We start from the raw sequence: 13,720 nt of genomic DNA on the forward strand, positions 1-13,720 counted from the left end.
AGAACAAAGTATTGCCCATCTGCTCCTGATCGTTTACGAAAAAGAAGGTGTTATATGATTACTATTAAAGACATCGCTAAGCTAGCAGGAGTTAGCTATAGCACTGTGTCCAAAGCATTAAATCATGATCCACGTATCAAACACACGACACGTGAGAAAGTACTGGCTGTAGCGGAAAAGCATCATTATCGCAAAAATATTATGGCACAACAGTTATCTTCAGGCAGAAGTAATATAATCGGATTTGTATTGGATGAACTGAATAATCCGTTATTTGCTAACATATCCGGTAATCTTCATGCAGAATTAAAAAAATTAGGGTATCAAATGATTTTGGTAGTGGCTGATGAAGGTATGGATGTATTAGATCATTTACGAGTAGACGGATGTATTTTCTGGGATTATGAAATGACCGATCGAGCAGCATTCTGGCAACGATTTGCCAATATTCAAATCCCTTGTTTTGTACTAGGAACCGATGATTCACCTAATTCTCCATATATCAAAATTGACCGTAAAGAAGGTATTTACAAAGCGGTAGAACATCTTAAAAACAATGGACATACAGAGATTGGATTTATCGGTAATTCTCAACCGATCAAGCTAGAAGGCTATCGTGAAGCATTACAACGTACAGGATTGGAATGGAATGAAGATTATATATTACCGGCATACTCTTCATGGGAAGATGGGTATTTTGCGATTCGGAATTATAAGTGGACTTCCACATCGCCGACAGCTTTTATCGGATTGAACAATATGGTCACACGTGGTGCTCTGCGTGCTTTGCTGGAAGCGGGTTATAAAGTACCATCGGATATTTCTTTAATTGGTTATGATGATCTTCCTGATATGCAATATGCAGAAGTAGCGTTGACTACGATTGGACCACCATTAGATGAGCTAGCTATTCAAGCGGCTGAATTGATTGTGGCTTTAATTCGAGGAGAAGAGGTTCAATATCCTGTAATTATTCAGCCACAGTTATATCATCGTCAATCAGTTGCTTCATACAAAGCTACATAAGTGAGGAGGGTGAACTGTGCGGGATATTCCAGCTTCATTATTGGAAGTAACCGTTGCTTTGGATGGGAGCGGTGACTACACTAGCATCCAGCGTGCTATTGATGAGATACCACATCAGCGTGAATATCCTACTGTTATATATATTCAGGCTGGAACGTATTACGAAAAGCTTCATATTGAAAAGCCGTTTGTTCGTTTGATCGGTGATCCTGATCAACCTACTGTTATTGTGTATGATGATTATGCACGCAAAACATTTCCTGACGGATCGCTCTATCATACTTTTTATTCCTATACTGTATTTGTAGGTAGTGATGATTTTAGAGCAGAACATCTATCTTTTATCAACAGCGCAGGTGCAGGCGAACAAGTAGGGCAAGCTTTGGCGATGTATGTGGATAGTGATCGAGCTAGTTTTTATAACTGTCGGTTTATTGGACAGCAAGATACATTATTCACAGGTCCATTACCACCTCAGCCAATCGATCGTAGTACATTTGGTGGCCCGCGTGAAGGTGTACCTCGCCATTATCAACGGCAATATTATAAGCACTGTTATATAGAAGGAAATATTGATTTTATTTTCGGCTCAGCGACTGCTGTATTTGATGAGTGTGAAATTTTTGCTAGAAAACGTGAAAGTCTGTCTACCTTATCTCAGGATGCGGAGGGTAGTCATGAACCAGTGATACATGGCTGGTTAACAGCGGCTTCCACACCAGAAGATGTGCAATACGGATATGTATTTTTGGATTGCCAGTTAACCAGTGATGCACCACCACATAGCTTTTATTTAGGTAGACCGTGGCGTAATTATGCTAAAGTGGCATGGATCAGATGTCATATAGGAGCTCATATTCATCCTACAGGTTGGGATAACTGGAATAAGCCTGAAGCAGAATCTACGGTTGTATATCAAGAGTATAATAATGAGGGTGCAGGTGCTTCTATTAAAGATCGAGTATCGTGGAGTTACTTATTAGATAGTACAGATGCAGAAAATTATACTGTCGAACATATTTTGGCAGGTGACGATGGTTGGGTACCCAAATAATTAACCATTTATAGTATCTATACTTGGCAGGAGAAGCGCGACTTCATTTAATAAAACTATAATTTTACCAAGCCCAATCCTTTAAAAGGTATAACGTAAAGTCCTGAATGATAATATTCAGGACTTTTTTTCGATTGGATTTTAAGTGAATAACAATCAAAAAGCCTTGTATAAAGGTGTTAACCATATTAAAGTAATATAAAAGTTTGAGCACGCATTTGACGCAATAAAAGAGCAATTTGTTATAAAATGATCGTTTATTCGTCATATTACCTAAAAAAGGTTTGACAAAAGGCGACAAATTTCTTAGGATTAGTGAAAACATACGTTAAATTTGGATGGAATGGGGAATAAAAAAGAATGAAGAAGCGTTTAATGTTCGTAATTACTATGGTTATGGTGTTCGCATTATTAGCAGCATGTAGTTCTGGTAGGTCTAATTCCGAACAATCAGCATCCAATGGTAGCAGTGCTGAAGGCACAGGTAAAAAGTTAAAAATGGCTCTTGTTCTTCCAGAAGAAATAGGGGTTAATCAGTTCTTCGTACAAATGGATGAAGGTTTCCAAAAAGCAGGTAAAGAGTTTGGTGTAGAGACAAAAACAATCCAATCTTCTGACCCGACAGCATTTGAACAAAATATGCGTGCAACAGTAGCCGAAGATTATGATCTGATTATTACAGCAACGTTCCAAGCTGAAGATGTGTTGAAGCAAGTTGCAGAAGAAAATCCAGACAAATCATTTGCTATTATTGATACAACGGTTGATCTTCCTAACGTACGTAGCGTAGGATTCCGTGAATATGAAGCTTCTTATTTATTAGGAGCAGCAGCAGGACTAGCGACCAAAACCAATGTTGTTGGTATGGTAGCGGCACAAGATGTACCTTTGCTTAAAAAATACAGTGAAGGCTTCAAAGAAGGATTAGCATCTGTGAACCCTAAAGCGAAATTTTTAATTGGTTATGTAGGTAGCTTTAACGATCCAGCTAAAGCGAAAGAATTAGCATTGGTACAATACGGTCAAGGTGCTGACTTTGTCGCAGGAGCATCAGCAACAAGTGATCTAGGTGTATTTGAAGCAGCGAAAGAGAAAAACTTGTACACATCTGGTCAAGATACAGATCGCACTGTAGAAGATCCAGATCATGTTGTATTGTCTCAATTAAAAGGTACAGATGCAGTTGCTTATGAGACTGTAAAAGACTTTGTAGATGGTAACTTCAAATTCGGTACTACAGCATATGGATTGAAAGAAAAAGGTGTAGGTCTTACTTTTGTAACCACAGACAGCACATCGAAGCTTAGTCCATTTATCGGAGAAGAAGTTGTGAATAAAGTGAAAAAAATCAGCGATGATATTATCGCTGGCAAAATCGTTGTCAAAAACCCGTTAGAACAAAAATAAGACATACAATTGATAAGCACGGCAAGTTGATCAACCGGCTGCTATACCGAGCAGCCGGTTTTGTTGTTATCTGATGTACATTGTAATCTGGAATGGAGGTTTATACCGATGACGTTGTTATTAGAAATGAAAAATATAACCAAAAAGTATGGAGATTTTACGGCGAATCATAATATCAATTTTGATGTGCGTAAAGGTGAAATTCATGCTTTAGTCGGTGAAAATGGTGCAGGTAAAACGACCTTAATGCGCATGTTATATGGCATGGAAGAACCGACTTCCGGTAGCATTACGATCAATGGAAAAGAAGTTCATTTTCACGATCCATCCGAAGCGATTCGTCAAGGCATTGGCATGGTGCATCAACATTTTATGTTATTTCCAAGCTTTACACTGGCTGAAAATATCGTAATCGGTGGAGAGCCAAAGCGAAGTGGATTATTTGATCGCAAAGCGGCGGCAGATAAAGTGAACGAACTGGGGCAAATGTATGGAATGCCTGTCGATCCGTGGCGCAAAGCAGGCGATTGTCCGCTAGGTATTCAGCAGCGAACCGAGATTTTGAAAGTGTTGTATCAAGGAGCTGATGTGATTATTCTGGATGAGCCTACAGGTGTGCTAACGCCTAGTGAAGTCAAAGAATTGTTACAGTCGATCAAACGTCTAGCGGCGCAGGGCAAAAGCTTTATTTTAATTACACATAAGCTACATGAAGTGATGGAAGCGGCAGATCGAATTACGGTATTGCGAGATGGTGTAGTCACCGGACATATGGAATCCAATACAACTGATGAAGAGCAAATTTCTCGTCTGATGGTAGGACGTGATCTGATTCCGATGAGTCGTGTTGCTAATGAACCGGGAGCCTCTGTTATGCATGTGCAAAATGTAACACTTGCAGGAGCTAAAGGCGCCAAGCCGTTATTGGACAATATTACATTAACGGTACGTCAGGGTGAGATTGTCGGGATTGCAGGCATTTCAGGCAATGGCCAATCTGAATTACTACAGGTGATATCAGGGCTTGTACAACCAGACAGTGGCATTGTCGAACTGAACGGCAAAGATGTAACTGGAGAGTCTGTACGTGCAATTCGTGAACAAGGAATGGCACATATTCCAGAAGATCGCTATATGTGGGGAGCTTCGCGTGAAGCCACTGTGCTAGATAATGGACTGATGGGGCATCAACACCAATACAAAAAAGGTGGTCTGATCCAGCGTCACAAACTTCGTAAAGTTGTAGATGGATGGGTACAGCGCTTTTCAATCAAAACAGGATCACTGGATACGCAAGCACAATTCCTATCCGGTGGTAATTTACAGAAATTAATTGCAGCTCGTGAATTTGCTCAAAATAAACCATTTCTGATTGCAGCCGAGCCTACACGGGGTGTCGATGTAGGGGCTATGGAGACGATTCATGGTGAACTGCTAGCTAAATGTAAAGCAGGAGATGGCATTTTGCTAGTCTCTTCCGAGTTAACAGAAATTCTTACATTATCCGATCGGATTCTGGTCATGTATGAAGGTGCCATTGCAGGAGAATTATCTGCGGCAGAAGCGACCGAAGAACAGATTAGTCTATTGATGGCAGGAGGGAAGCGCAAACTATGACCAGACTGAAACGAAATCTTTTGGCGCTTCTACAACCGATTATAGCGGTAATCATTGGATTGCTAGCAGGCGCAATTGCAATTATATTGTTAGGCGATTCTGTTATTGATACGTACCGCGAAATGTGGAATGGTGCTTTCGGAAGCTTTTACTTTTTAACCAATACATTAACACGGGCTACGCCGATTATTTTGACAGGACTAGGTGTCGCTCTGGCTTTCCGCGCGGGATTCTTTAATATGGGTTCAACCGGGCAGATGGTATTAGGAGGACTTGCGGCGGCAATTACCGCTCTATATTTACCGGGACCGGGTTGGATGGTATTGATCGTGTCTCTAGTCGTAGGAATGGCGATTGGTGGTCTATGGTCGTTATTCGCAGGGTATATGGATGCCAAGTTCGGTATTAACCTTTTAATATCGACATTATTACTGAACTATATCGCTTCGTTATTTGCAGGCTATATGGTTGCTTTTCCGTTAAAAGATCAAAGTGGTTCAGCCGCTATGGCACAGACACCTATGATTGATAAAAGTATCTGGTTACCCAAACTATTTTCCGGTATGAGTCTACATGCTGGTTTTATTTTAGCGATTGTTGCGGCAATTGCTTTGTACATTTTTATTCAAAAAAGTGTATCTGGTTATGAGATTCGGATGCTGGGGAACAATCCTTTTTTCGCGGCTTATGGTGGTGTGAAAAGAGGTCGGATGATGGTGGTAGCGATGTTAACAAGCGGTGCACTCGCCGGGCTTGCAGGTGCTGGCGAAGTATTGGGTACACAGCATCGTTATTTGGACGGTGCACTTGCTTCCGCAGATTATGGATGGAGCGGTATTATGGCGACATTGCTAGCCTCGTCTAATCCGTTAGGAACAGCTGTAGCAGGAATATTACTAGCCGCCTTACAAACAGGTGCGATGGGTGTAGAACGTAACACGAATGTACCGCTAGAGGTGGCTAGTGTGATTCAAGCGGTGTTGACACTATTTGTATCGGCACGATTTGGCTATGCGTTCCTCAAACGCAGAAAGGAGAAGAAATAATGGATCAGTTATTCGATGTGTCTTTATTTAATTCCATGTTGCGTATTGTGACGCCTATTCTTCTCGCCGCTCTAGGTGGAGCGATCTGTGCCCGGGTTGGACTGTTTAACGTAGGGTTAGAAGGTCTGGTATTGATTGGAGCCTTTTCTGCTATTTTAGGAAATCACTTGCTTGGCAATGTATGGTTGGCGATTATTTTTGCTATTTTATGTGTGATGTTATTCTCGCTGATCTTTGCATATATTAGTATTAATTTGAGGGCAAATGTGATTGTTGTCGGGATCTCGATGAACTTTTTAGCGGCAGGATTAACGACCTTTTGTCTGCGAGCGATCTTCGATGTAAAAGGCGCTTATTATGATAAAAATATGATGGGCTTACCCAAATGGGATATTCCTGTTATCAAAGATATTCCGGTATTAGGCGGAATCGTATCCGGTCATTCACCACTTGTTTATTTAGCTTTTTTTGCAGCGATTCTGATGCAAATCTATCTATTCAAAACAGTCAGTGGATTCCGCTTACGTGCCGCAGGTGAAAATCCTATAGCTGCTCAAAGTCTGGGTATTCCTGTGCGTCGTATTCAATATGGAGCAGTATTGATGTCAGGAGTATTATGTGGTCTGGCAGGAGCACAATTATCGCTAGGACAGGTCACGATGTTCACCGAAGGAATGACCGCAGGTCGTGGATTTATCGCTTTAGTTGCTACGATGTTAGGGCAATCCAATCCGATTGGTGTGGTCGCTTCTAGCTTGCTATTTGGCTTTATGGATGCCTTTAGTATTCGTCTGCAAGGCTTTGCGTTACCTGCTCAATTTACACAGATGTTACCGTATATTGTGACACTGGTGGCGATGTTCTTTTTCAAAGATCGCAGTTATCTTAAAGATGCTCAACGTGCTAACGGAAGCTCGCGTTAATAGTAAGACTGAAATATGTATTTAAGATTGAAGTATGTATTAATACAGCCAAAGAAATGCTATAGAGAGAACGTAATCTGATCAAAAGGAGGGTATCCAGTGAAAAATAAAGCGGAACGCATCAAAAATGCCAAAGTACCATTATCTAAAAATCTAGGAGTCGATCAGGCAGATCGTTTACCACCAGGACAATTTTTAACCGAAACGTTTCCGATATTGCATGAAGGCGATGTACCTGATGTAGACACAGATACATGGCAGTTGAAGATTTTCGGTGAGGTTGAGCAAGAACAGACATTTTCATATACAGATTTGCTGAATTTGCCTAAAGTACAGATGACTAGCGATATCCATTGTGTGACGCGCTGGTCAAAATTTGATACGCTGTGGGAAGGTGTACGCTTTCGTGATCTGCTAGACGTATTGCAGGTGAAGCCAGAAGCACAATATGTGATGGTACATGGTGGTAATGATTACGAGACCAATGTTCCACTGGCGGACCTATTGTCTGACAATGTATTGCTAGCGTATCATTATGATCATAAGCCACTGACACCCAAGCATGGATATCCTGTGCGTCTGGTGGTACCACATCTGTACTTTTGGAAAAGTGCGAAGTGGATTACAGGGCTTGAATTTATGAAAGAAGACCGCCCCGGATTCTGGGAACAAAATGGTTTTCATAATGAAGCCGATCCCTTTGCAGAACAACGTTTCTCTGGTGAAGCTTTGCCGATACCGGAAGATGAATGGACAAAAAAGGAGTTTGATTAATTCAATGTTAATGCCTATTTTGCAAATCAATAGTGAAGATGTACCTGAATACGCGATTGTCTGCGGTGATCCTAAGCGTGCGGCTCATATCGCTTCATTGTTAGACAATACAAGGGAATTAGCATTTAGCCGTGAATATCGTAGCTTTGTCGGTACACGAGATGGCATTGAATTGGCTGTTGTTAGTCATGGCGTAGGTTCTCCTGGAGCAGCCGTTTGTTTTGAGGAATTGATTCGTGCAGGGGTCAAAACGATTATTCGTGTTGGTACAGCAGGTTCGTATTCTGCCGATCATCCAGCAGGTAGCTTAATCGTCAGTACAGCAGCCGTACGTACTGATGGATTAACTCGCCAACTGGTTCCCGAAGCATTCCCTGCGGTTGCCGATAGTGAAGTAACCGAAGCATTATATCAAGCAGCACGCCAAAGTGAAGGTATTGTGCAAAAAGGAATCACTGTTACATTGGATGTCTTTTTCAACGGGGTAGAAGAATTCCCGCACAAAAAGTATAAACAAGCCGGTGCTTTAGCTGTAGAAATGGAAATCTCTGCATTGTATATTATCGCTTCGCTTCGCGGTATTCGTGCAGGAGCAATTGTAGCTTTGGATGGTTATGCTGATGCTGATCTAGCAGAAGAATACGATCCTAATACAGATACTGTAGCGAACGCAGTCAAACGTGAGATCGAAGCGGCAATTCAAGCAACAGTACAACTTGCAAAACGTGGATAAATAAGTAATTTTACTTCCTCCAAATAATTCATAGTAATATATTTATATTTTTGTGTTGTAAATATGAGTCGAAAAATTATATTTATAAAAAATCCCCCTTCTTTTTATGAAAGAAGGGGGATTTTTTTATTATTTTATTATCTGGTTTCTTGTATCTCTTGAGTCATATTATCAGCAAATCGAATTATTTCGTCCCTTTCTTTTCCTTCAACTGTATTAGTTATTTCTTTTAAGATATTAATTGCAGTTTTTACATTTTTATTTGAAGATTTCCCAGTATAAATAAAAGTGATAAGATCACAATCTTCCTGATGTCCTCCAAATAATTCATAGTTATTGATTTTTTTTATTTTCTCAAAATTATATATCCATTCTTTAGCAATACTTGGAGCATTAGTACTTCCTTTTTCTGTATAATCAAAAGAAAAAGTTTTGATGATTTTTGTTCTATTATTAGAATGATATAAATAATCTAATTCTATTTCTTGTGGACCAATATCAATTTTAATATTTCTTTGTAATTCATTAAGTACATTATTATTTACTAGAATTCTATTCATTAAGCTTTTAACTTCATCATCAGTTATTCTTGACTTCTTTTTATTGTCAAAATAAACATATGTTTTAAACAAATCATTTAAATCTTCTTCAATATTAAGAGTGAAAAAAGAATTTGTAGGAGAAAATTGTATTTGATTAGCATAATAAAAGGTTTTTTTCTCTAGAAAATTTATATCAGCTAGTTCATTTTCAGAAGGTCCTGAGATTGTACTTTTTGTAAAACTTTCTTTTATCCCATCTAAAACAATTTTTAAAAATTTAATATCTACTTCATCATCAAAAGCATGAACCCTTTTAAAGTTTTTAGTTAATTTAAATTCAGTATGTTTAAGTTCTGGAGAATGAAAAACTATTCCAATATTTATAAATTCTTCTCTTATTTCATCAGGAACATATCTTATGACAGAATATTTAAATAGGTGAGACATCTCAGAGTCCTCCTTTCCAACTAGGCAGATTGTTTTTTAATAAAGGTAAAGTTTCCTCAATACGTTCTTTTCGATCACAAAGATAATTATTTAATGATAATTTGTCATCAGGACTGAGCAACCATTCGTTAGGAACACTATTAATGATATTCCAAATTTGATCAGTTGTCATTGTTTTTAATTTCTCTAAAATAGAATTAAATGGATTATAACCTTTGACATATGGGACAAGTTTACGGTAAACATGTCCATTGAGATTCAATAATGTAAAAGGTTCACCAATTCTTTGATTTAGCTGACTTGCTTCCCAAATAGTTCCAAGATCAAAAGCATGAGTATGATCTAATATGATTATTTTCTTTTGTTGAGGATCAAACAAAAGGTTTCCACCGTTATTATCTCTATCGCTATTGCATATAAATAAATCAAAGATAAGTAATTCAGCAATAATTTCGATGTTAATCGCCTCATTCAACATAGAACCAAGTTCTATTGGGTAAGCTTTTTTTAACTTTAAGCATCCAAAATGGACTCCTGGCAGTATATCGCTACCAATGTGTTCTTTCAATTTCTGACCATACATAGAACAAAATTCTTCTGTTAGATGTATTAATACAGGCTTTGGTATTGGCAATTGTAGCAAAAGAGCTAACTCTGAACAAATGTATTCGTTAACAATAGCTTTAATACCTTGAGGATTTTCTTTAAATTTAACAGCATAGGTTTGACCATCTTCACAGTTAATATAATATGGCAATGTAGAACCATTTTTTATAGGATTCATAATTCTATTGGCTTTTAATGTATCCATTTAAATCCTCCAAAATTTATGTATAAACATAAATATAATAATGACAAATTTAATTACAGTAAGGTTATCAAATATGCTAAAAATTAATAGTGTTATTTATAATATACAATATGATGATCGAAATAAAAACTGAACATACTATAGTATATTTCATACAAAATTAATCTTAGTACAAAAACAAATAAAAACCTGCCCTCAAGCATACAGCCATCCTCCACCTTTTACAATTAAAGCGTTTTCTTAACTCTTGATTTGAGTTATATTAGATCATATCAAGAGTGGTCAGTGACATGATCTGGAGGGAATATAGAAGTATGCGTAAAATGTTGTTGATCTATATGATTTTGATCGGCGCTTTGATTATTTATATTATGCAATATCGATTAGATGAGAAATCTGCGGCTTGGACAGAGCAGGGGTTAAAGGGGAATATTGACGAGAATTATGTAATGGTCACTTTCCAGTCCGGAATGGAATATTGGAAAAGCGGGCTGAAAGGATTCGAAGATGCTGCTGAAGCGCTCAATGTATCGGTTGAATATCGCGGGGCAACGCAATATGATGCGCGTGAGCAAGCGCTTGTGCTAGATCAGATTATTGCTAAAAAGCCCGCTGGTATCGCGATATCTGCGATTGATTCACCAGCATTGGTCAAATCGGTGAATAAAGCAGTAGATGCAGGGATTCCTGTCGTAATGTTCGATGCCGAAGCATCTGGTAGCAAAGCGTATTCTTTTTTAGCAACAGATAATACCAATGCAGGTACAACCGCGGCAGACCAGATGGCTACATTAACCAAGCATCAGGGAAAGATAGCGATTATTACGTTAACCAATCAGCAAAATCATAAAGAACGCACTCAAGGATTTGAACAAGAAATTAAAAATCGTTATCCACAAATGAATATTGTGGCAGTCGAAAATCATGAAGGCGATGCAGTCAAAGCCGAGCAGATCACTACTCGATTATTGCGTCAATATCCTGATCTCAAAGGTATTTTTATTACCGAAGCTACAGGAAGTTATGGAGTAGGGCGAGCAGTAGAACAATCCGGACGTACAGGGGCAAGTAAGCCTGTCATTATTAGCTTTGATACTAATAAAGAAACATTGGATATGATCAAGTCCGGTACGATCAACGCAACGATTGCGCAAGGAACATGGAATATGGGTTATTGGTCGCTCCAATATCTGTTTCATTTGCATCATGGATTAACAGTTCCTGCACGTTCGCTTAGTGGCATTGTATCGCCTGTACCTGTTCGTGTAGATACAGGAATCTCTGTGGTAACTCAAGAAAATGTGGCTGATTATTATGCGAAATAAATGGATACGCCGCTCTTTACAAAAAGATTGGCGTTACTGGCATCCTGAAAATTTACCTTTGCGCCATCAATTGATTGTGTTGTTTTTGATGGTAGGTATTTTGCCTGCAATTTTACTGGGAATTATGGTGAATTGGACATCCAATCAGATTATTGAGCGTCAGGTGACAGCGAATACGATGCAATTAATTAGCAAGGTCAACCAAACGCTAGATACGTATATGGAAAATATGCAAAGTATCACGTATTTAATCAGTTTTGATCGGAATGTTGACCAATTTCTAGCCGGTCAATCGTTAAACAAAAATGATGCTTCCGATACATCAACGTATCAGATTCGGCAGTTTTTGCAAGGATTTACAACCGTTTATTCCGAGATTGCCGGAATCTTAATCGTTAATACCAAAGGCGATTATATCAGTAATGAACTGTATGCAAGGTACAATCAAAGTCTGACTAAAGAATATTGGTATCAACAGGCGATCAAGCAAAAAGGAATCTTTACGATTATCGGTCATCCATCCGGTCGCAATATTACAAGTCATGCGAATTATGGAGAAGATGAGGTTGTAACGGTCGTGCGTTCGATCAATGATCCGACCACAGGTGAAGTCAAAGGTGTGATTTTGATCGATCTCAAGTTACGTGTTATTGCTCAAGCAGCCAAAGATGTGACACTGGGCAAAACAGGGTATCTGATGGTAACAGATCCTACGGGGCATGTTATTTACGCACCGTCCGATACCTTTATGCAAAGTATTCCTGCCAAATTAACCGCTTCGCTTCGGCAATCGGAGAATGTATTTACCGAAGAGATTCAAGGGCAACAATTACAATTTATTTATCGGACATCGTCATATACAGGCTGGAAAACAGTCGGCGTTTTCCAATTTAGTGAATCAGTAGCTGAAGCGCGCACGATTCGCTTTTATATCGTTATTTTTCTATTCTGTGTCTGTTTTACAGGGCTTACCGCTTCATATGGATTAGCCAATTCGATCTCTAGACCGATCTACCGACTATCTTCGTTGATGCAAAAAGCAGAATCAGGCGATATGACTTCTCGTTATATTAGCAATAGACGGGATGAAGTAGGGATGTTGGGACGTAGCTTTAATCGAATGATGAATGAGATTCGTAATCTAATCTCACTAAATCAGCAAAAAGAACAGCAAAAGCGAGAAGCTGAATTACGCAGTCTACAAGCCCATATTCGTCCCCATTTTCTATACAATACGCTGGATACAATTCATTGGATGGCGCAGAAAAAAGGGGCAGACGATGTGTCCAGTATGGTGGATGCATTATCCAAACTGTTCCGTATTGGGCTAAGCCGTGGCAGTGATATGATCACACTGGCTGAAGAAGAACAGCATATTGTCAGTTATTTGCAAATTCAGAAAACACGTTATCGCGATCGGCTACAATACGATATTCAGATCGATGAGGCAATCCGCAATGTATATGTGATGAAATTACTACTACAACCGATTGTAGAAAATGCCATCTATCATGGAATCAAAGCAAGGCGGGGCCCCGGCAATATCTATATTGCAGCACAACAACAAGACGACAAATTAGTGTATACCATTAGCGATGATGGTGCAGGATTTAGTGAAGAGCGATTGATTCAAATCCAATACCAACTCGCCGAACCGCTCGATTGGATCGGACAACAAGGTCCTGAACCAACAGGAAGCTATGGTCTGCTAAATATTCAAGCCCGTATCCACCTAGCCTACGGCACAAGCTACGGTGTAAGTATTCACCCACGCCCAGAAGGCGGAACAACCATCCAGGTCACCCAACCATTGTTATGGAATATGCCTAGCGCTTGGCACCATAAGCGCGACCCAAACGAATGAAAAAATGATTTTTGCAAAGCAAAATATCTTACATTAAGCGCTTGGCACCATAAGCGCGACCCAAACGAATGAAAAAATGATTTTTGCAAAGCAAAATATCTTACATTAAGCGCTTGGCACCATAAGCGCGACCCAAACGAATGAAACCATG

The 13,720-nt window shown here is 39.2% G+C and carries 12 protein-coding genes; 10 read left to right on the top strand and 2 right to left on the bottom strand.

Annotation, left to right across the window (positions count from 1 at the left end; translation table 11 throughout):
* Positions 1 to 54: 54 nt before the first annotated feature.
* The 8 genes from PQ456_RS05045 (at position 55) to PQ456_RS05080 (ending at position 8,580) form a co-directional block, all read left to right on the top strand.
* A complete protein-coding gene (locus tag PQ456_RS05045) occupies positions 55 to 1,026 on the top strand; it encodes a LacI family DNA-binding transcriptional regulator (RefSeq protein ID WP_273615159.1) in 972 nt (323 codons plus the stop codon).
* 16 nt (positions 1,027 to 1,042) lie between these two features.
* A complete protein-coding gene (locus PQ456_RS05050; protein WP_273615160.1) occupies positions 1,043 to 2,080 on the top strand; it encodes a pectinesterase family protein in 1,038 nt (345 codons plus the stop codon).
* Positions 2,081 to 2,440: 360 nt separating this feature from the next.
* Entirely contained in the window at positions 2,441 to 3,487 is a 1,047-nt protein-coding gene (locus tag PQ456_RS05055) for a BMP family lipoprotein (RefSeq protein ID WP_273615161.1), read from the top strand.
* A gap of 108 nt (positions 3,488 to 3,595) precedes the next feature.
* The gene (locus PQ456_RS05060; RefSeq protein ID WP_273615162.1) at positions 3,596 to 5,104 is read left to right on the top strand and encodes an ABC transporter ATP-binding protein; all 1,509 of its coding nucleotides are present in this window, start codon (positions 3,596 to 3,598) and stop codon (positions 5,102 to 5,104) included.
* Positions 5,101 to 6,150: an ABC transporter permease gene (locus tag PQ456_RS05065; protein WP_273615163.1), complete on the top strand. Its 1,050-nt coding sequence runs from the start codon at positions 5,101 to 5,103 to the stop codon at positions 6,148 to 6,150. The genes PQ456_RS05060 and PQ456_RS05065 overlap by 4 nt, the downstream gene beginning before the upstream one ends.
* Positions 6,150 to 7,073 (top strand): ABC transporter permease, encoded by a 924-nt coding sequence (locus tag PQ456_RS05070; RefSeq protein ID WP_273615164.1) that lies wholly within the window; start codon positions 6,150 to 6,152, stop codon positions 7,071 to 7,073. The genes PQ456_RS05065 and PQ456_RS05070 overlap by 1 nt, the downstream gene beginning before the upstream one ends.
* A 99-nt stretch (positions 7,074 to 7,172) precedes the next feature.
* Positions 7,173 to 7,847 carry a sulfite oxidase-like oxidoreductase gene (locus tag PQ456_RS05075; RefSeq protein WP_273615165.1) on the top strand — a complete coding sequence of 225 codons (675 nt, stop codon included), beginning with the start codon at positions 7,173 to 7,175 and terminating at the stop codon, positions 7,845 to 7,847.
* 4 nt (positions 7,848 to 7,851) lie between these two features.
* Entirely contained in the window at positions 7,852 to 8,580 is a 729-nt protein-coding gene (locus PQ456_RS05080; RefSeq protein WP_273615166.1) for a nucleoside phosphorylase, read from the top strand.
* A 137-nt stretch (positions 8,581 to 8,717) separates the two neighbouring features.
* Here PQ456_RS05080 and PQ456_RS05085 read toward each other — a convergent pair whose 3' ends face one another.
* Both PQ456_RS05085 and PQ456_RS05090 read right to left on the bottom strand, forming a co-directional pair.
* Positions 8,718 to 9,569: a DUF3037 domain-containing protein gene (locus PQ456_RS05085; protein WP_273615167.1), complete on the bottom strand. Its 852-nt coding sequence runs from the start codon at positions 9,567 to 9,569 to the stop codon at positions 8,718 to 8,720.
* Position 9,570: 1 nt separating this feature from the next.
* Positions 9,571 to 10,380 (bottom strand): HipA family kinase, encoded by an 810-nt coding sequence (locus PQ456_RS05090; protein ID WP_273615168.1) that lies wholly within the window; start codon positions 10,378 to 10,380, stop codon positions 9,571 to 9,573.
* 314 nt (positions 10,381 to 10,694) lie between these two features.
* On the opposite strand from PQ456_RS05090, the gene PQ456_RS05095 reads away from it, so the two are divergent.
* Complete coding sequence (locus PQ456_RS05095) at positions 10,695 to 11,705, top strand: substrate-binding domain-containing protein (protein ID WP_273615169.1); 1,011 nt, start codon at positions 10,695 to 10,697, stop codon at positions 11,703 to 11,705.
* The gene (locus PQ456_RS05100) at positions 11,695 to 13,569 is read left to right on the top strand and encodes a cache domain-containing sensor histidine kinase (protein ID WP_273615170.1); all 1,875 of its coding nucleotides are present in this window, start codon (positions 11,695 to 11,697) and stop codon (positions 13,567 to 13,569) included. Before PQ456_RS05095 ends, PQ456_RS05100 begins: the two co-directional genes overlap by 11 nt.
* Positions 13,570 to 13,720: the final 151 nt, after the last annotated feature.

The sequence above is a fragment of the Paenibacillus kyungheensis genome (genome assembly GCF_028606985.1).
In the GTDB taxonomy this organism is placed as follows: Bacteria; Bacillota; Bacilli; order Paenibacillales; family Paenibacillaceae; genus Saccharibacillus; species Saccharibacillus kyungheensis.

Excerpts from the sequence above, each read along its gene's own strand:
- PQ456_RS05080 (WP_273615166.1), top strand. The coding sequence starts at position 7,852 with ATGTTAATGCCTATTTTGCAAATCAATAGTGAAGATGTACCTGAATAC.
- PQ456_RS05065 (WP_273615163.1), top strand. The coding sequence starts at position 5,101 with ATGACCAGACTGAAACGAAATCTTTTGGCGCTTCTACAACCGATTATA.
- PQ456_RS05090 (WP_273615168.1), bottom strand. The coding sequence starts at position 10,380 with ATGGATACATTAAAAGCCAATAGAATTATGAATCCTATAAAAAATGGT.
- PQ456_RS05060 (WP_273615162.1), top strand. The coding sequence starts at position 3,596 with ATGACGTTGTTATTAGAAATGAAAAATATAACCAAAAAGTATGGAGAT.
- PQ456_RS05055 (WP_273615161.1), top strand. The coding sequence starts at position 2,441 with ATGAAGAAGCGTTTAATGTTCGTAATTACTATGGTTATGGTGTTCGCA.
- PQ456_RS05100 (WP_273615170.1), top strand. The coding sequence starts at position 11,695 with ATGCGAAATAAATGGATACGCCGCTCTTTACAAAAAGATTGGCGTTAC.
- PQ456_RS05095 (WP_273615169.1), top strand. The coding sequence starts at position 10,695 with ATGCGTAAAATGTTGTTGATCTATATGATTTTGATCGGCGCTTTGATT.
- PQ456_RS05085 (WP_273615167.1), bottom strand. The coding sequence starts at position 9,569 with ATGTCTCACCTATTTAAATATTCTGTCATAAGATATGTTCCTGATGAA.
- PQ456_RS05045 (WP_273615159.1), top strand. The coding sequence starts at position 55 with ATGATTACTATTAAAGACATCGCTAAGCTAGCAGGAGTTAGCTATAGC.
- PQ456_RS05070 (WP_273615164.1), top strand. The coding sequence starts at position 6,150 with ATGGATCAGTTATTCGATGTGTCTTTATTTAATTCCATGTTGCGTATT.